General features: G+C 59.2%; 13 protein-coding genes and 1 pseudogene. 11 read left to right on the forward strand and 3 right to left on the reverse strand.

Translation table 11 applies throughout. From position 1 onward, the window contains the following. Positions 1–41 precede the first annotated feature (41 nt). The gene (locus tag ABLV17_RS20930; RefSeq protein WP_213793751.1) at positions 42–1,445 is read left to right on the forward strand and encodes a DUF1996 domain-containing protein; all 1,404 of its coding nucleotides are present in this window, start codon (positions 42–44) and stop codon (positions 1,443–1,445) included. Positions 1,446–1,499: 54 nt separating this feature from the next. Here ABLV17_RS20930 and ABLV17_RS20935 read toward each other — a convergent pair whose 3' ends face one another. Together ABLV17_RS20935 and ABLV17_RS20940 are read right to left on the reverse strand one after the other, a co-directional pair. Continuing rightward, entirely contained in the window at positions 1,500–3,080 is a 1,581-nt protein-coding gene (locus ABLV17_RS20935; protein WP_271031866.1) for a rhodanese homology domain-containing protein, read from the reverse strand. Continuing rightward, positions 3,073–3,678, reverse strand: a complete 606-nt coding sequence (locus ABLV17_RS20940; RefSeq protein WP_113374131.1) for a cysteine dioxygenase — start codon at positions 3,676–3,678, stop codon at positions 3,073–3,075. Before ABLV17_RS20940 ends, ABLV17_RS20935 begins: the two co-directional genes overlap by 8 nt. 107 nt (positions 3,679–3,785) lie before the next feature. On the opposite strand from ABLV17_RS20940, the gene ABLV17_RS20945 reads away from it, so the two are divergent. The 7 genes and pseudogenes from ABLV17_RS20945 to ABLV17_RS20975 all read left to right on the forward strand — a co-directional run bounded on the left by ABLV17_RS20945 (position 3,786) and on the right by ABLV17_RS20975 (position 10,818). Beyond that, positions 3,786–4,679 (forward strand): LysR family transcriptional regulator, encoded by an 894-nt coding sequence (locus ABLV17_RS20945; RefSeq protein ID WP_348854588.1) that lies wholly within the window; start codon positions 3,786–3,788, stop codon positions 4,677–4,679. Between the two features lie 145 nt (positions 4,680–4,824). After that, positions 4,825–5,878, forward strand: a pseudogene (locus ABLV17_RS20950) (LLM class flavin-dependent oxidoreductase); the annotation flags it as partial. An 85-nt stretch (positions 5,879–5,963) separates the two neighbouring features. Further along, complete coding sequence (locus tag ABLV17_RS20955; RefSeq protein WP_271031919.1) at positions 5,964–7,058, forward strand: acyl-CoA dehydrogenase family protein; 1,095 nt, start codon at positions 5,964–5,966, stop codon at positions 7,056–7,058. 5 nt (positions 7,059–7,063) lie between these two features. Beyond that, the gene (locus ABLV17_RS20960; RefSeq protein ID WP_087857894.1) at positions 7,064–8,038 is read left to right on the forward strand and encodes an ABC transporter substrate-binding protein; all 975 of its coding nucleotides are present in this window, start codon (positions 7,064–7,066) and stop codon (positions 8,036–8,038) included. Further along, positions 8,035–9,072, forward strand: coding sequence for an ABC transporter substrate-binding protein (locus ABLV17_RS20965; RefSeq protein WP_271031864.1), 1,038 nt, complete (start codon positions 8,035–8,037; stop codon positions 9,070–9,072). The genes ABLV17_RS20960 and ABLV17_RS20965 overlap by 4 nt, the downstream gene beginning before the upstream one ends. Further along, positions 9,053–10,048, forward strand: a complete 996-nt coding sequence (locus ABLV17_RS20970) for an ABC transporter permease subunit (RefSeq protein ID WP_087857892.1) — start codon at positions 9,053–9,055, stop codon at positions 10,046–10,048. The genes ABLV17_RS20965 and ABLV17_RS20970 overlap by 20 nt, the downstream gene beginning before the upstream one ends. Continuing rightward, the gene (locus tag ABLV17_RS20975) at positions 10,042–10,818 is read left to right on the forward strand and encodes an ATP-binding cassette domain-containing protein (protein WP_271031863.1); all 777 of its coding nucleotides are present in this window, start codon (positions 10,042–10,044) and stop codon (positions 10,816–10,818) included. Before ABLV17_RS20970 ends, ABLV17_RS20975 begins: the two co-directional genes overlap by 7 nt. 95 nt (positions 10,819–10,913) lie before the next feature. On the opposite strand, the gene ABLV17_RS20980 is transcribed toward ABLV17_RS20975, so the two are convergent. Further along, the gene (locus tag ABLV17_RS20980; protein WP_113374294.1) at positions 10,914–12,986 is read right to left on the reverse strand and encodes a TonB-dependent siderophore receptor; all 2,073 of its coding nucleotides are present in this window, start codon (positions 12,984–12,986) and stop codon (positions 10,914–10,916) included. A gap of 505 nt (positions 12,987–13,491) precedes the next feature. Between ABLV17_RS20980 and ABLV17_RS20985 the strand changes: the two genes are divergently transcribed. The 3 genes from ABLV17_RS20985 to ABLV17_RS20995 are packed head-to-tail and all read left to right on the forward strand — an operon-like array spanning position 13,492 to position 16,384. After that, positions 13,492–14,313 (forward strand): ABC transporter ATP-binding protein, encoded by an 822-nt coding sequence (locus tag ABLV17_RS20985; RefSeq protein WP_348854589.1) that lies wholly within the window; start codon positions 13,492–13,494, stop codon positions 14,311–14,313. Then, positions 14,310–15,335, forward strand: coding sequence for an iron ABC transporter permease (locus tag ABLV17_RS20990; RefSeq protein WP_087857889.1), 1,026 nt, complete (start codon positions 14,310–14,312; stop codon positions 15,333–15,335). The genes ABLV17_RS20985 and ABLV17_RS20990 overlap by 4 nt, the downstream gene beginning before the upstream one ends. Beyond that, positions 15,332–16,384: an iron ABC transporter permease gene (locus ABLV17_RS20995; protein ID WP_348854590.1), complete on the forward strand. Its 1,053-nt coding sequence runs from the start codon at positions 15,332–15,334 to the stop codon at positions 16,382–16,384. Before ABLV17_RS20990 ends, ABLV17_RS20995 begins: the two co-directional genes overlap by 4 nt.

Consider the following 16,384-nt stretch of genomic DNA (forward strand, 5'->3'; position numbering starts at 1 on the left):
CTTGCTATCTCTACGGTCCTTCAAACAAGGAGGATCGTAAAATGAAAGCTAACTCAGTTGTACTGGCCCTGACCCCGCTGCTGGCCGCCAGCGCTTTTTCCGCCCATGCAGGACCGCAAGCCCAGGCGGTATGCGGCTACAGTCACACCCTTGGCGACGACGCGATTATGATGTTCGGCATGCCCAACCAGGCGATGTGGCATGATTTCTTCGGCAATACCCACACCGACGCGGTCTCAACCTATCAAACCCTGCGCGCGCAGCCGGAAACCACCTGTGATAACAAGGCCGATAGTTCCGCCTATTGGGCGCCGTCAATGAAGTTGCCGGATGGACAAATTGTCACTCCGGCTTATCAGAAAACCTATTATCAGGCGACCAAAGTCGAACAGTATCCGCTGCATCCTTTCCCGTCGGGGTTAGAGCTGCTGGCTGGCGACCACCACGGCTCCGCGCCGAGCTCACGGATAACCTTCCTGTGCGCCAACGGTAAAGGCTATAGCAACAAGGCAGGTGAGGTTTGCGGCCTACGTAAAGCGGGCGACGCGGTGCAGTTTAATATCGGTATTCAGTTCCCCAACTGCTGGGATGGCGTCAACCTGAAGCCGAGCCACGGTCACAGCAACGCCGCCTATGATGTCAACGGCGCCTGCCCAGCCGACTATCCGGTAAAAATCCCGACGGTTAATATGAATATCGCCTACGTGCTGCCGCAGATTAAATCACTGGACACGGCGAAAATTGAGCTGTCGATGGACCCGGTTATGAAGGGCGATAAACGTGAAGAGAAGTGGGGCAGCATCTATACTGCCCATGCGGATTTCATGAACGGCTGGACGGTCGAGGGCGCGCACTTCATGACCGAACACTGTATGAACGACGGTATGGATTGTGGAACCAACGTGCCTTATAGCTTCTCGCTGGCGGAAGAAAACGCGGTGGTCGAGAGCGCGCAGCCGAATGTTAACTTCGGGGCGCCTGAAGCGCTGCAGATTTCCGATAACTGGAAGAACGGCGGCCGTACCAGCAACCCGGAAACCCTGACCCTGGTGAAGTTTAAAATCCCGGCGCTGCCGAAAGATCAGGATGCGTCGCTGTTTAAGTATCGTCTGCGTCTGTACGGCGGCAAGGTTGAAACCAACGGCGCGGATCAGATTTTCTTCTATCCGGCCAGCAATAGCTGGAGTGCGTCAAGCGTGACCTGGAAGCATCGCCCGACCTGCAGCTACAATTCAGATGCTCAACTGTATCTCAATTCATCTCGTGAGTATCGGATGGTGGATATCGATAAAGCGGTGCGTAAGGCGCTGGCGGAAGGGAAAACCGAAATCTCCTGGTACATCGGCGGCGACCGTCAGGGCAACCACTATCAGTTTGACGCCGCAGCGGCGCAGAAGCAGCCGATCCTGATGCTGGTTGGTTTTAAAACCACCCCGGAAATTTAATTCGCAATAAAGGTAAGCTATTCCCGGTGGCCGTGTCGCCACCGGTTTTTTGACTTACAACACCTTAAAGCCGTGGGTACCATCACGCGCTAACTGTTCCACCAGACCAAACTCCCAGTCGAGATAAGCCTGCATCGCCTCAGCGGAGTTATCGGTTCCTTCATAAGGCCGTCGATAGCGATCGCTGCGCGCTGTTGCCAGATGCGTCTCGCCCTGTTCCAGGGGCAGCCCGGCATCAATCCACGCCAGCGTCCCGCCGCTTAACAGTTGCACAGGCTTACCGGTCAATGCCGCGACTTCAGGCACGGCGTAGCGGGCCAGCAGGCTGCTGCCACAGGTGACAACGTAACGTTTTGCGGCAGGGATGAGCTCAAGCGCCTGACGTAGCTGTGAACGCACCAGCCACCAGGCGCCGGGGATATGCCGTGCGACATAGTTCGCGCTGGTGGTGAAATCCAGTACCACGGTGCCGGGTTCGCGCAATTGTTCCGCTAACTGCGCTGGGGTTATCTCCTCAGCCTGCGGCGCCGGCGGTACGCTGACGGGCGGAACGCCGCGCTCGCTCAATTGCTCAACGCGGACATCGCGTAAAACCGCCACTTCCCAGCCCATCTGCGCCAGCCAGGACGCCGCGATCGGCGCGCGGATCTCATCATCGGCGACCAGCACAATCCGCGCTCCGCGTACGCTGGCGTAATGATCGGTTTCCTGCACCAGCTGGCCGCCAGGGGCATTCACGCTGTGCGGCAGATGGCCTGCGGCATACTCCTCGGGGCTGCGAACATCAAAGAGATAGGTGGTGCGGCTCGGCTGCTGTTGCCAGCGGGCTAAAGTCGGGGCATCAATGAAGGCCACGCCAGCGCGCTCGGCCAACTGCGTCACCGCAGCCACGCGTTGCGCTGAGGCGCGGAAATCGGCGTCGTAGCGCCGCTGTTGGCCGTGCTCGAGTTCCAGTCCGGCTAAGGTCCAGCCGATGGTACCGTTGCGCAGTGCGTATACCGGATTGGCTAAGCCGGCATTGCGCAGCGATTGACTGCCGATAATGCTGCGGGTACGGCCGGCGCAGTTAACGATCACTGTCGTTTGCGCCGACGGCAGCAGGCCTTCGATGCGTAACGCCAGCTCCCCGCCGGGCACGCTGATGCTGCCGGGAATATTCATCGTTTGATATTCATCGAAACGACGCGCGTCGACCACCACGACCGGCTGTGGACCCTCGATCAGCGCCTTCACTTCCTCGGCGCTCAACGAGGGAGTCTGGCGCTCGCTCTCTACCAGCTCGCCGAACGCTTTGCTCGGTGAGTTAACGTCCTGAAAGAGCTCGCCGCCGCTGCGCTGCCAGCCCGTCAGTCCGCCTGCCAGTAGCGCGACATCCTGATAGCCCCAGCGTTGCAGCCGTTCAAGGGCCTGCTCCGCGAGACCTTCGCCGTTATCGTAGAGGGTAATCGGCGTCGTCAGGCGCGGCACGCGGCGAAAAATCTCCAGCTCCAGCTTGCTGAGCGGCAAATTAGCGGCAAACAGCGGATGGTTAGTGGCAAATGCGGCCTCTTCGCGAACATCGATGAGCGCCACTTCCGCGCCATCGATTAGCGCCTGGCGCACCTCGGCTGGCTGGCGGTAATTGTAGTCAGGCATATTCATTATCCTTTGAGAGATCCCAGATATTGGGCAAGTGGCGGTTGGAGTAACCGGAGACGAAAGGTTTGGCGATCCCATCCGCGGTATAAACAGCACGCCGGACGCCGCCAATGTTAGCGCCGTAGACGTGAATACTGATTGAGACGTGGTCCGCGAGCGCATTACTCACCCGATGAATATCGCCATCGCGGGAAGAGACTTTTTCCACCTTGCCGGGTGAAAGCCGTTCAGCAGGACCAGTGGCGATCGGTAAACCGCGTTCGTCGAGTCGGTAGCGCTGGTTCTCCTCCGCGCCGCGCAACATACCGATGGCTCCCCAGACCCGATGGTCGTGGATCGGCGTCGATTGCCCCGGCCCCCAGACGAAGCTGACAATCGAAAAACGTTGGCCGGAATCGGCATGCAGCAAATATTGCTGATAATGGTGGGGATGCGGCAGGGTGTACTCTTCCGGCAACCAGTCATCTTTTTGCACAAGCGAAGCCAGGCGCACGGCGACGGCGTCGAGCAGGGGGGCCTCATCGGTAAACTGGCGATGCAGGGCATCAAGGTCTTGAATGAACTGGCGTAATTTTTCCACTCGCGGTGCGGTCATGGTTGTTTCCTGTTGTCGGGACTGGTCATTACGCTAGCAAAGGCGTTAATATAATTAAAATGCAATTTCCGCATATATTAATATGCAAAAATCACATTAAGGGTTGTATGCGTATCGACGACATTGATGCTCTGCTGGCTACCGTGCAGTTTTCCTCCCTAAACCAGGCTGCGGAATATCTTGGCATTACCCAATCGGCCATTACCCGTCGGCTTCAGCGCCTTGAGCAAACCCTCAATGTGACGCTGCTGGAGCGCCAGACCCGGCCCCTGACGCTCACCGCCGCCGGGCACCGGGTGTATGAACAATGTCTGAGCATCAAGCGGGAAACTAAAAAGCTGTACGGTCTGCTTGACCCGGAGGCGGAGCCGCAGGGCGTTCTTCGTCTTGGCGTGCCGCAGAGCGTGGCGGAAATCGCCCTCCAGCCGGCGCTGAGCGCGCTACGCCAGCAGTTCCCGGCTCTGGAGCCGCAGGTGACCTGCGGCTGGAGCGGGCTGTTGCAAAAACGGCTAGAGAGCGTCGAACTGGATGGCGTGCTGGCGATGGGACCGCAACAGCAGCGCTTTGCTGACGGCTACAGCGGGAGGCTGCTGTGCCCGCTGGATATCGTGGTCATCGCGGCGAAAAGCTGGCGACTGCACGCCGGAGCGCTGCGCGACTGTGCGCAGCGAGGCTGGATACTCAATCCCGACGGCTGCGGCCTGCGGGCCGGGCTAATCCGAGAACTACAATCGCAGGGGCTGCGGCTGGCGCTGAACGTCGAGACCGCCGGCGCCCAGTTGCAAATCAGCCTGGTGGCGCAGGGGCTGGGGCTTGGCCTGGTGCCTCGCGCCGCGCTGGCCGCCAGCCCGTGGCGCGATGAAGTGTCCACGCTTACGCTCGCGGATTTTCAGCCGCAAGTGCATCTGTGGCTGGTACAGGCGCTGAATCTGGCTAACCTCAGCCAGCCGCTGACTTTTTTCGCCGGAAAAGTGGTCCAGCAACTTAACACATCTTTCTGATACGTATATGTTATTTTAAGAAATGCTTATCTTGCATATTAAGTTATGATAAAAATGCATTTTGTTCATTAAGTGCCTGTGTATAGGGTAATGAAAACGCGCCGCCGCCGCGGCCCATTCATTACCTTGCTACCAGGAGTTCTGTATGAGCATTCAGTTTCTCGGCATGATCGGCCACCGCCTGTCTTCAGAAACCATCGCCCCGGTAGGGCCGATTTTTGACCGTGATTATATTGTGCGCTTCGCGCAAACACATGAAGCCGCGGGGTTTGACCGTCTGCTGGTGGGGCATTGGTCCGATCAACCCGATGGCTTTTTGGTGACCGCGCTGGCGGGGTTGTCGACACAAAAGATAGCTTTCCTGCTGGCGCACCGCCCCGGTTTTGTCTCGCCAACTCTCGCCGCGCGTAAATTTGCCACTCTTGAACATCTGCTTGGCGGCCGGCTGGCGGTACATATTATCAGCGGCGGCAATGATGCCGAGCAGCGCCGTGACGGCGATTATCTCGACCACGACCAGCGCTATGCGCGCACCGACGCCTTCCTCGATACCATCCGCAAAGTCTGGACCGCCGAACAGCCGGTGGACATCGACAATGATTTTTATCAGGCGCAACAGGCCTGGTCAGCCATTCGCCCGCTGCAGAAACCGCATATTCCCCTCTATTTCGGTGGCTCGTCGGAGGCGGCAATTACGGTTGCCGGTAAACACGCTAACGTCTTCGCGCTATGGGGGGAGTCGCTGGCGCAGACTGCGGAAACTATCCAGCGGGTACGTGCCGAAGCGGCAAAACATCAGCGCGAGATCGGTTTCAGCGTATCGTTCCGGCCGATTATCGCCGATAGCGAAGCGGAAGCCTGGGAGAAAGCCGAGCATATTTTGCATGTCGCCACCGAGCGGGCGGCGCAGAGTGAAGGGGGCTTTAAAGCCAAGCCCGATAGCGTTGGCGCGCAGCGTCTGCGGGCTACGGCGGCGCAGGGCAAGGTGGTGGATAAACGCCTGTGGACCGGCATCGCGCAGCTGGTGGGCGGCGGCCACAACTCCACCGCGCTGGTCGGTACGCCGGAGCAGGTTGCCGATGCGCTGCTCGACTACTACGACCTCGGCGTGCGTAACTTCCTGATCCGCGGATTCGATCCGCTGAACGATGCGCAGGAGTATGGCAAAGCGCTGCTGCCGATTACCCGCGAAAAAGCCGCGCTGCGCGCCGTGGCGGAGCGTGCATCGTGAGTCTTCGCCCAATCGCAGATTGGCCACGGCAGCTTGCCGAGATCCGCCAACTGATGGCGGAGGAGGCGGCCAGCCTTGATGCCAGCGGCGATTTTCCCCATCGCAATATTGACGTTCTGCGCCGACGCGGATTTTTAAGCCTTGCCGTACCATCGCAGTATGGCGGTGCAGGCGCCAGTTTAGCCGAGCTGCAACAGGCTATCGCCGCCATCGCCTGGGGCGAACCGGCGACCGCGCTGATTGTCTGCATGCAGTACCTACATCATCTGCGGCTGGCGGAAAATACGCATTGGGCTGAGCCGCTACGCCAGCGCGTGTTTGATGATGCGCTCACAAACGGCGGGTTGATGAATAGCCTGCGCGTCGAGCCGGATCTGGGCTCTCCGGCGCGCGGCGGCCTGCCGCAAACGATAGCCAGCCGTAACGGCCGGGGCTGGCTGATTAACGGTCACAAAATTTATACCACCGGTATCGAAGGGTTGAGCTGGCTGGCGCTGTGGGCGCGCAGCGACGACAACCCGCCGCTGGTCGGTAGCTGGCTGGTCCCTGCCGACAGCGAGGGCATCAGCGTAGTGAAAAGCTGGGATCACGTAGGCATGCGGGCCACCGGCAGTCACGAGGTGGTGCTGAAAAACGTGCAGGTATCCGCCGGGCACGCGGTAGACGTTTGGCCTGCCGACGAGCCGCCCGCGCCGGACGCCGAACAATTTCGTCTGTTTGCTAACCGTCATACGGCGTTGCTGGCGGCGATTTACGACAGTGTAGCCCGCGCGGCGCGCGACTGGCTTGTCGCGTGGCTTGGTGCGCGGGTTCCCGGCAATCTTGGACAACCGCTTTCCAGTCTGCCGCGGGTACAGGAAAAAGTGGGGCAGATAGAGGGGCTACTGCTGGTTAACCGCGCTCTGCTGGAGAATACCGCGGAGCTGGGCTTTTCCGCTATTGAGGCCAATCTGGCGAAAGTCACTATCACCGATAACGCCATTCTGGCGGTCAATCTGGCGCTTGAACTCACCGGCAATCATGGTTTAAGCCGGCAAAATCCTCTGGAACGCCACTATCGCAACGTCCTGTGCGGGCGGGTACATACGCCGCAGAACGACAGCGCGTGGCAGGCGGCGGGTAAACACGCTTTTCAACAACAAGGATAATTAAGATGCGCATACCTCATTTTACCCGCATAGCCGGGGCGCTAATGCTATTGACGCTGAGCAGCTATGTTGCAGCTCAGGAAAGAATCACACTAAGAATTGCCGATCAAAAAGGCGGCATGCGGTCACAACTGGAGGCCGCTAACGCCTTGCAAAACCTCGCTTACGATATTAAATGGGCCGAGTTTCCTGCCGCCGCGCCGCTGGCTGAAGCGCTCAACGCCGGCGCGGTTGACGTGGGGATTATCGGCGATGCGCCGCTGTTGTTCGCGCTGGCGAACGGCGCGCCGGTAAAAGCGATTGCCGTCGATAAGAGCAACCCGGCGGGGACCGCTGTATTGGTACCTCCCGGCAGCGCGTTAAAAAGCGCGGCGGATTTAAAAGGTAAACGCATTGCCACCGGGAAAGGATCGATTGGCCATTTTGTGGCGTTGAAAGCGCTGGAGCAAACGGGGGTCTCGCCGAAGGATGTCCAGTGGGTATTCCTTGGCCCGGTGGATGCAAAAGTCGCGCTGCTTAACGGTTCGGTAGATGCCTGGGCGACCTGGGAGCCCTATACCACGCAACTGGTGAAAACCGCCGAAGGGCAGATTCTGGTGAGCGGTAAAGGGCTGTTGCCGGGTAATACCTTCCTGGCCGCCACCGATAATGCGCTGAAGGATCCACAAAAGCGCGCGGCGCTTCAGGATTATCTCACCCGACTGGCCGGCGCCGAGCGTTGGGCATACGCCAATCTCGATAGCTATGGCAAAACGCTGGGGGAGATCATTCGCTTCCCGGCGGAGATCGCCCGCGCGCAGTTTGCCAACCGCCAGTCGCAGTGGCAGCGGCTGGACGCGCCGACGGTCGCCCAGCAGCAGTCGACGGCGGACTTTTATCTTGCCAACGGCCTCATTCGCGCAAAGCTCGATGTAACGCCGACATTTGATAACGGCTTTAACGTGCCGGTCGCGCCGGTTCATGCGGAGGCGGCGCCATGATGACCACACCTTTTACCCGTCGTCGTTTCTTACAATTTACCGGCGGTCTGGCGCTGGCCGGGGCGTCTGTGCCGCTATGGGCTCACGATATGGCGGAGATGGCGAGCGGCGATGAACATCCGGCGCTGCGTCTGGCGCAGCCTTACAAAATCAAGCTGGCGATCAACAAAAGCGCGGTGTGCCTGGCGCCGGTCGCCGTCGCGGAGCAGCAGAAGATTTTTAGTAAATATAATCTCGACGTTGAGTTTGTTAACTTTGGTAACTCGACGGATGTACTGCTGGAAGCGATTGCCACTGGCAAGGCCGACGCCGGGGTAGGCATGGCGTTACGTTGGCTGAAGGCGCTGGAGCAGGGGTTTGACGTCAAACTTACTGCCGGAACGCACGGCGGCTGCCTGAATTTGTTGACGGCCAAAAACTCGCCTTTTAGCGGTCTGGAGAGCCTGAAAGGGCAAACCATTGGCGTCACCGATATGGCCGGGCCGGATAAAAACTTCTTCGCCATCTTGCTGAAACGCCACGGTATCGACCCGATTAGCGATGTGCAGTGGAAAGTCTATCCGGCCGACCTGCTCAGCGTGGCGCTGGATAAACGCGAAATCGCCGCCATTAGCGGCAGCGAACCCTTTAGCTATCGCCTGCTGGAAACCGGGAAATATCAGCTAATCGCCAGCAATATGACCGGCGATTACGCCAATCTTAGCTGCTGCGTGCTGGGCGTCAGCGGCTCCCTTGCGCGCGATCATAAACCGGCGGCGGCTGCGCTTACCCAGGCGATTCTGGAAGCGCACAGTTATGCCGCCGCGCACCCGGAAAGCGTGGCGCAATCTTTTCTCGCTCATGCGCTAAATACTAACGAAGCGGAGGTTAGCGGCATTCTTCACGGCCAGGGGCACGGCCATCACGCGGTGGGCGAGGCTTTTGTTAAAGAGCTGACGCAGTATGCCGTGGATCTGCAGCGGGTACAGGTCATCAAACCGGGAACCGATCCTCATCAGTTTGCGGAGAGTATTTATGTCAACGTTTTCGCCTGACCGCGCGCTCGCCCGACCGGGGCTCGGCGCTCTGCTCTGGACGGAGGGCGGGCTTGCCGCCGCGTTATGGCTGCTGGGCGGCCTGTTCACGCAGGCCTGGCCCGATGCCGGTCGGCGCTGGCCGTTTAGCGAGGAGTGGGCGCTGGCGCAGTTCACTCTCGGCGGCGGACTGCTGTTACTGACGCTGAGTTACCGTTACTGGCGCCAGCGGGGCGCGCGTTTGCAGCGTGCCGGAAAATGGCTGGCGCTGCTGCCGGTGCTCTTCGCGCTATGGGAAGGGCTGACGGCCAAGACGGCGTTTTTGCCGGTGCCGTTTTTCGCTCCGCCGCAGGCGCTGATTGAAGTGCTGCATGATGACTGGCCGCGGTTGCTTGATAGCCTGCTGCATTCGCTGGGGCTGCTCGGGCTCGGAGTACTGCTCGGCACCAGCTGTGGGTTTATTAGCGGGCTGGCGATTGGCTGGTCTCAGCGTATTGGTTATTGGGTGCATCCGGTATTACGCCTGCTGGGGCCGGTGCCTTCCACCGCGCTGCTGCCGCTATGCCTGTTTATCTTTCCTTCAAGCTTCGGCGCCAGCGTTTTTTTAATCGCGCTCAGCACCTGGTTCCCGGTCACGGTATTAACCTGGTCCGGGGTCATCGGTATCGATAAAGCGTGGTATGACGTGGCGCGAACGCTGGGAGCCAGCCAACGGTTCCTGATCCTGCGCGTGGCGATCCCCGCCGCGCTGCCGAACGTGTTTGTCGGCTTATTTATGGGGCTTGGCGCGTCGTTTTCAGTGCTGATTGTCGCCGAAATGGTCGGCGTCAAATCCGGGATCGGTTTTTATCTGCAGTGGGCGCAGGGCTGGGCGGCCTATCCGAATATGTACGCGGCGCTATTCGTGATGGCGTTGTTATGTTCCGGCCTGATTAGCGGGCTATTTATGATTCGCGATCGGCTGCTGAGCTGGCAGCGCGGAGGAATGCAATGGTAAGTGCCCAGACAGTTTCGACCGGTGCGGCGGTGGCGGTACGTCATCTTCATCATGCTTTTACATTGGGCAAACAGACGGTGTCGGTGCTGGAAAATATCAGCCTGCAGTTGCGCCCAGGGGAGAGCGTCGCGCTGCTTGGCCCCTCAGGATGCGGTAAATCGACGCTGCTGCGTCTGCTGGCGGGGCTGGAGCCACAGCAAAGCGGGCATATTGAGATTGACGATGCGGCGATAGGCGGGCCGGGGCCGGAACGGATCCTGGTTTTCCAGGACCCAACGCTTTATCCGTGGCTGACGGTGCGGCAAAACGTGCTGCTGGGGCCGCAGGCGCAGGGGAAAAAGGGGCTGGAGCCGAAGGCCGACGCGCTGATTTCGCGCATCGGGCTGCAGGCGTTCAGCGAGGCGTGGCCGCGGCAGCTTTCCGGCGGGATGGCGCAGCGTGCGGCGCTGGCGCGCGCGTTGCTCAATGAACCGCGTCTACTGCTGCTTGATGAACCGCTGGGTAAGCTGGATTCGCTTACCCGTATCAGCATGCAGCGCGAACTGATTGCGCTGTGGCAGCGGCAGGGTTATACCAGCCTGCTGGTGACCCACGATATTGAAGAAGCGCTGCTGCTCTGCGAGCGGGTGCTGGTGATGTCGCCGCGGCCGGGGCGCATTATCGCTGAGTTTACGCTTCCGCTGGCGTTTCCCCGCCATCGCGATAACCCACTGCTATTGCAGCATCGGCAGGATATTTTGCGTATCCTCGGCCAGGAAGAGGATTGGTAAGCCAAATGCATCATCCGGTATTTCCCCGCAGCAGGGGCTGAGGGGAGGTAGCCCGGATAAGGCGCAGCGCGCCGCTATCCGGGGCAGGGTAAGGCTTAAAAATCCATTTTCACCGTAAACTGCACTTCACGCGGGTCGCCAATCTGGTTGCCGAGATTATTGGTGCCGATTGACGAGGTGTAATAGGTCTTATCAAACAGGTTCTTCACATTCACCTGTAGCGTTACCGGATACTGCAGCTTCATTTTGTAGGCCGCGAAGACGTCGGCCACCGCATAGCCCTGTAGATAATAATCCGCGCCGTTGGTGCCGGACCGTTTGCTGACCGCGTGGCCGCCGCCGCCAACGGTCAGGGTGTTGCTGTTATAGACGTTATGAATGTCATAGGTCAGGAACAGCGAACCGGTATGTTTTGGCACGTTCGGTAGCGGTTTACCGGCATAATCAGGATCTTCCAGCACTTTGGCATCGGTATAGCCGTAGCTGGCGATGATGCTGAGGTTATCGGTGAGCGAGCCCGCCAGATCCACCTCCACGCCGCGCGAGCGAACCTTACCCGCGGTCTTCGCCACCGTCTCGTCGCCGATACTTTCGGTATACAGCACGTTACGTTTATGAATATCAAATAACGCGATATTGGCGGTGATACCCTCTAACAGGTCGAATTTCGCGCCGACTTCGTAAGAGGTGGACTCTTCCGGCGGCAGTTCGCCGATGTAGCTGGCAATTGACGACTGCGGCATAAACGACTGGGCGACGTTAGCAAACAGCGACACGTTTGGCGTTACCTTGTAGACCAGGCCAGCCTTTGGCGTCCATTTCTCATCGCGGCTATCGGTATTGACGTTAAACGGACGGCCTTTACCGGCATACTGGGTGTAATACTGGTAGCGTACGCCGGCCACGGCAATCCAGTTATCGGTCAGGTACAGGGCGTCCTGCAGATAGGTCGCATAGCTCTCCTGCTTGATGCGCTGATCGCTATCGGCAGCGGAAACGGTATTACAGGTATCGAGAGTGCCGTAAACCGGATGATAAATATTAAAGCCTTTCACGTTCTTACAACGCAGCATATCGGTACGCAGCAGATCGTAATTCTCATAGGCGACGCCGGTCAGCAGTTCATTATAAAAGCCGCCGATCACCACGTTGCCTTGTAGATCGGCGCGGGTGGAATGCATCTTTTGCGTTGAGCCATGCGTGCCGTCGACCCGGCGGGTCAGGTTGCCGGTCGCAGAATCATAGGCCATTACCCTGGCCTGGTTATCGTTGTAGTGATCCTGGCTGTAGCTGTAATCAAAGCGCGCGGTCCAGGCGCTGTTAAGACGATACTCGGCGTTCAGTTGGGCAATATCGGAATAACCATCGGTGATATTAAAGGCTTCATCGAAACGGGTTTTACGGTCGACGTTGACCGCGTGGCCGGTATTGAGATCGAAAATCGTGCCGCGGTCAAAGGGGGCGCTGTAATCGCGATGTGAATACGAAGCGGTAATGGTCGCGCTATCGCCAAACCAGGTCAGGGAAGGGGCGATAAAGCTGCTTTTGTTCTTGCCGAAATTACGCCAGTAATCTTCATTTTGATATTCGCCGATCAGTCGATAGGCCAGATTTGTGCCTTCGATTGGCCCGGTCACGTCGAAGCTCCCCGTGCCGCCGCCAAAACTGCTGGAGGTGGCGGAAACCGAACCAGAGAACTGGCGCTCGGGGCGTTTGGTGACCACGTTAATCAGCCCGCCGGGGTCGAGAATGCCGTACAGCGTCGAGGCCGGGCCCTTCAGAACTTCAACCCGCTCGGTAGCGGCGTTAAAGCTGCGCGGTAAAACGGTACGCAGGCCGTTGGTCATGATAGAACCGTCGCGATTGGCGCCGAAGCCGCGGCGGGTAAAGGCATCCTGGGTACCGCCGAGGGTATTGGTCTGCACCACGTTGGCGACGTTATACAATGCTTCATCCAGCGAGGTAGCGTGCTGATCTTCCAGCACCCGGTCGCTGACGGTATTCACCACCTGCGGAATATCCAGCAGTGGCATTGAAGTCAATGTCGCCGTGGACGAACTTAGCGGCTGATAACCGCTGGTGGCGTTCTGCTGGCGGCCGTCAGCCACTACGGTAATGGTGTCCTCCGCGTCCTTGGTATTCTTTGCCGCGTTATTTTCTGCGGCTATTAATCCCGGTGAGGCTAAAAAAAGAAGCGAAAAAAGCGCGCGCCCTTGCAACGTCCTGCAGGCGACATGGGGTTGAGTCATTATCTGTTTCTCGTGAACGAATCTGCCTTTGCGGTCAGATAAAGCCAATTAAATCATTGCCCTGAAAATAAAACCTATCCGTTAAGCGTCTGAATGCGCCTTCAGATATGTAATTGAGAATCATTCAAACACGAAGAAATGTAGTAGTAAATGTTATGTAAGATAAAAAAGCTGCGCTGAAGAAAAGCGCGATTTAGCAGTCTGTACCAGGTGATGTGATGATCTTATTTTATTGATTATAAATAGTATTTATAAAATTCATTTTGTCTCCCTATGATGTGCTGAACGTGAAGGAAGCAACATGCAGCACAGTATTGACTACTACATTCATCCCCTTCATGATCAAAAGAGAATGAGATTTATTTTGATTTGACTGCAGAACGTTGAAGGCGGACGCCGGAACGCTGCGGCGCAGGAGCGAATTATGCCACAGCGGGTAAACCCTGCAGCGAAGGGGATCGTCCTGGAATCCCTGTCGGCCGGGTATGGCCAGACGCTTATCGTCGATGACATTAATCTGACGATCCCCAGCGGTAAAATGACGGTGCTTGCCGGGGCTAACGGGTCCGGCAAATCAACGCTGTTATCGACCATCGCCCGGATGCTAAAACCGCTTGGCGGCTGCGTCCGTCTGGATGGAAAGGCCATCCACGACATGCCGACCAAAACGGTTTCCCGCCAGTTGGGGATCCTGCCGCAATCGCCGCTGACGCCGGAAGGGCTTACGGTGTTCGAACTGGTATCGCGCGGGCGCTACCCGTGGCAGGGGCTGATGCGCCAGTGGTCTGAAGCCGATGAACAGGCGGTGGAAGAGGCGCTGCAATTAACCGGCACCGCCGAATTCGCCCATCTGCCGGTCGATAGCCTTTCCGGCGGTCAGCGTCAGCGCTGCTGGATAGCGATGGCGCTGGCGCAGCAGACGAAAACCATTTTACTGGATGAGCCCACCACCTGGCTCGACCTGCGCTATCAGGTCGATATTCTTGAACTTCTGCAGAGCCTGACCCGTCAGCATGGCCGCACGGTGGTAACGGTCCTTCACGACCTGAACTTTGCGGTGAACTACGCCGACCTGCTGGTATTTCTCAAAAAAGGGCGGATAGCCGGGACCATTTCAGAACACGAAATCTGCAGCCCTGAACTGATTAAAAACGTCTTTGATGTTGATGTGCAGATGTCAATCAATCCGCAAAACGGCAAACCTTTCTTTATGCCGTTTCGCGCAAGCCAGACCGTTGCCCTATGAGCGCCGCCGTGCTGTACGCCACACGGCGTCGTACTCGTCCGCGGCTGGCGATGCTGCTGTTAGCTCTGCTGCTTATCATCGGTTCGCTGATTCATCTTGGCTTAGGCGCCCGCTGGATCGCGCCGCAGACGGTCCTGCAGGCACTGCTCGAGTACGACCCGCGAAACTTCGATCACCGTATTATTGTTGATTTACGTCTGGTTCGGCTGGCAGCGGCGCTGTTGACCGGCGCGGCGCTTGGCGTTGCCGGGGTGCTGCTGCAGACGGTGATCCGCAACCCGCTTGGCGAGCCGCATATCCTTGGGCTCAACGCCGGGGCCTCGTTGGCGATGGTCGCGACCTCGGCGCTGGGCCTCTCTGTCGGCGATTTTCCGGCAGCTCGCCCGCTAACCGCCGCCTGTGGCGCGGCGCTACTGTTCGGCGGGGTAATGGCGCTGGCCTCTGCCGGGCGCGGCGGGGCGACGCCGCTGCGCATTACGCTATGCGGCGTGGCGATCTCGGCGTTTGCCTCGGCGGTGACGGCGGCGATATTAATTCTTGACGAACAAACGCTGCTGGCGATGCGCACCTGGCTTGCCGGCGATCTGGCCGGGTTGAACTGGGCTACTCTACAGGCGGCGCTGGTGCCGGCGCTTTCTGGCATGGGACTGGCGCTGCTCCTCGCGCCACGTCTGAACGTGCTGGCGCTGGGCGATAAAGCGGCGCTGGGGCTGGGGGTGAATCTGGTGCAGACCCGGCTGCTGGGGCTGGCCGCTATTGCGCTGCTGTGCGGCGCGGCGGTGGCGGTGGCCGGGCCTGTTGGGTTTGTCGGGCTGGTGGTGCCGCATGTGGTGCGCCGTCTGATAACGCAAGATATTCGCCTGGCGTTACCGCTGGCGGCGCCGGTAGGGGCGCTGGTGCTGGTGCTGGCGGATATCGCCGCCCGTACCCTCGTCGCCCCGCAGGAACTGGCGACCGGCGCGATGACCGCGCTGGTGGGGGCGCCGCTATTTATTTTTATCGCCGCGAGGTTTTTTAAATGATACGCGCCGTTCATCGCGCTGGATTTCGGCCTCTGGGGTTCGCTTCAAGGCATCTGTTGCTGCGTCCGGCAGCATTGAAAATTGCCGCCTTCATGCTGCTCTTTTTGCTGGCGCTGGGGCTCTATAGCCTCAGCCGCGGCAGCTTTCCGCTGCCATCTTCGACATTGGCGCGTGCGCTGCTGGCGGCGGAGAAGCTTGGCGAGCAGCAACGTTTCATTCTGTTTGACATCCGCCTACCGCGAATTTTGATGGCGCTGCTCTGCGGCGCCATGCTTGGCCTGGCGGGAGCGGCAATGCAGAGCATTACCCGTAACGGCCTGGCGGACCCCGGCCTTATTGGCGTCAAAGAAGGGGCCAGCATTGTGGTGCTGGCGCTAATTCTGTTTTTTCCGGCCGTAGGGCTGGCGTGGCGGCCGCTGGCGGGAATGCTCGGCGGCGTGCTGGTGGCGCTGTTGGTGCTGGCGCTGGCGCGCGATTGTTCACGTCCGCGCTTTATTTTGATTGGCATCGGGGTGTCGTGGACGCTGGCGGCGGCGGTTGGCATTTTTATGACTACCGCCGACGTACGCGACGTACAGACGGCGATGATCTGGCTCTCCGGTAGCCTGCACGCGGCGACCTGGCCGCTGCTGGCGGTCGCGTTTTGCTGGGCGCTACCTGGCGCACTGATTCTGTTCTGCACCGCCCGCGCGGCGGATGCGGCGCTGCTGGGCGACCGTACCGCCATCGGTCTTGGCGTGCGTTTGCCGCAGCTCACGCTACTGCGTTTCTTCGCCCCCGTGCTGCTGACCTCTGCCAGCGTTTCCTGCGTTGGCAGTCTGGGTTTTGTCGGCCTGATGGCGCCGCATATGGCGCGTTTCGTCCTGCGCGGCGGCCAGGTGGCGCTGCTCTGCGGCAGCGCGCTGATTGGCGCGTTGCTGGTGCTGGCAACCGATACGCTGGGGCGGCTGGCGTTTGCGCCGCTGCAGATCCCGGCGGGGATTGTCATTGCGCTGGTAGGGTGCCCATTTTTTATTGCTCTGCTTTGGCGTCGCCGTGACGCCCTGTAA

Origin of the sequence: Klebsiella sp. CN_Kp091 (assembly GCF_040065095.1) — a bacterium.
Classification (GTDB): domain Bacteria; phylum Pseudomonadota; class Gammaproteobacteria; order Enterobacterales; family Enterobacteriaceae; genus Klebsiella; species Klebsiella aerogenes.

Bases quoted from the DNA above. Each gene is read 5' to 3' on its own strand.
- ABLV17_RS20930 (WP_213793751.1), top strand. From the start codon at position 42: ATGAAAGCTAACTCAGTTGTACTGGCCCTGACCCCGCTGCTGGCCGCC.
- ABLV17_RS20935 (WP_271031866.1), bottom strand. From the start codon at position 3,080: ATGCCTGACTACAATTACCGCCAGCCAGCCGAGGTGCGCCAGGCGCTA.
- ABLV17_RS20940 (WP_113374131.1), bottom strand. From the start codon at position 3,678: ATGACCGCACCGCGAGTGGAAAAATTACGCCAGTTCATTCAAGACCTT.
- ABLV17_RS20945 (WP_348854588.1), top strand. From the start codon at position 3,786: ATGCGTATCGACGACATTGATGCTCTGCTGGCTACCGTGCAGTTTTCC.
- ABLV17_RS20955 (WP_271031919.1), top strand. From the start codon at position 5,964: ATGGCGGAGGAGGCGGCCAGCCTTGATGCCAGCGGCGATTTTCCCCAT.
- ABLV17_RS20960 (WP_087857894.1), top strand. From the start codon at position 7,064: ATGCGCATACCTCATTTTACCCGCATAGCCGGGGCGCTAATGCTATTG.
- ABLV17_RS20965 (WP_271031864.1), top strand. From the start codon at position 8,035: ATGATGACCACACCTTTTACCCGTCGTCGTTTCTTACAATTTACCGGC.
- ABLV17_RS20970 (WP_087857892.1), top strand. From the start codon at position 9,053: ATGTCAACGTTTTCGCCTGACCGCGCGCTCGCCCGACCGGGGCTCGGC.
- ABLV17_RS20975 (WP_271031863.1), top strand. From the start codon at position 10,042: ATGGTAAGTGCCCAGACAGTTTCGACCGGTGCGGCGGTGGCGGTACGT.
- ABLV17_RS20985 (WP_348854589.1), top strand. From the start codon at position 13,492: ATGCCACAGCGGGTAAACCCTGCAGCGAAGGGGATCGTCCTGGAATCC.
- ABLV17_RS20990 (WP_087857889.1), top strand. From the start codon at position 14,310: ATGAGCGCCGCCGTGCTGTACGCCACACGGCGTCGTACTCGTCCGCGG.
- ABLV17_RS20995 (WP_348854590.1), top strand. From the start codon at position 15,332: ATGATACGCGCCGTTCATCGCGCTGGATTTCGGCCTCTGGGGTTCGCT.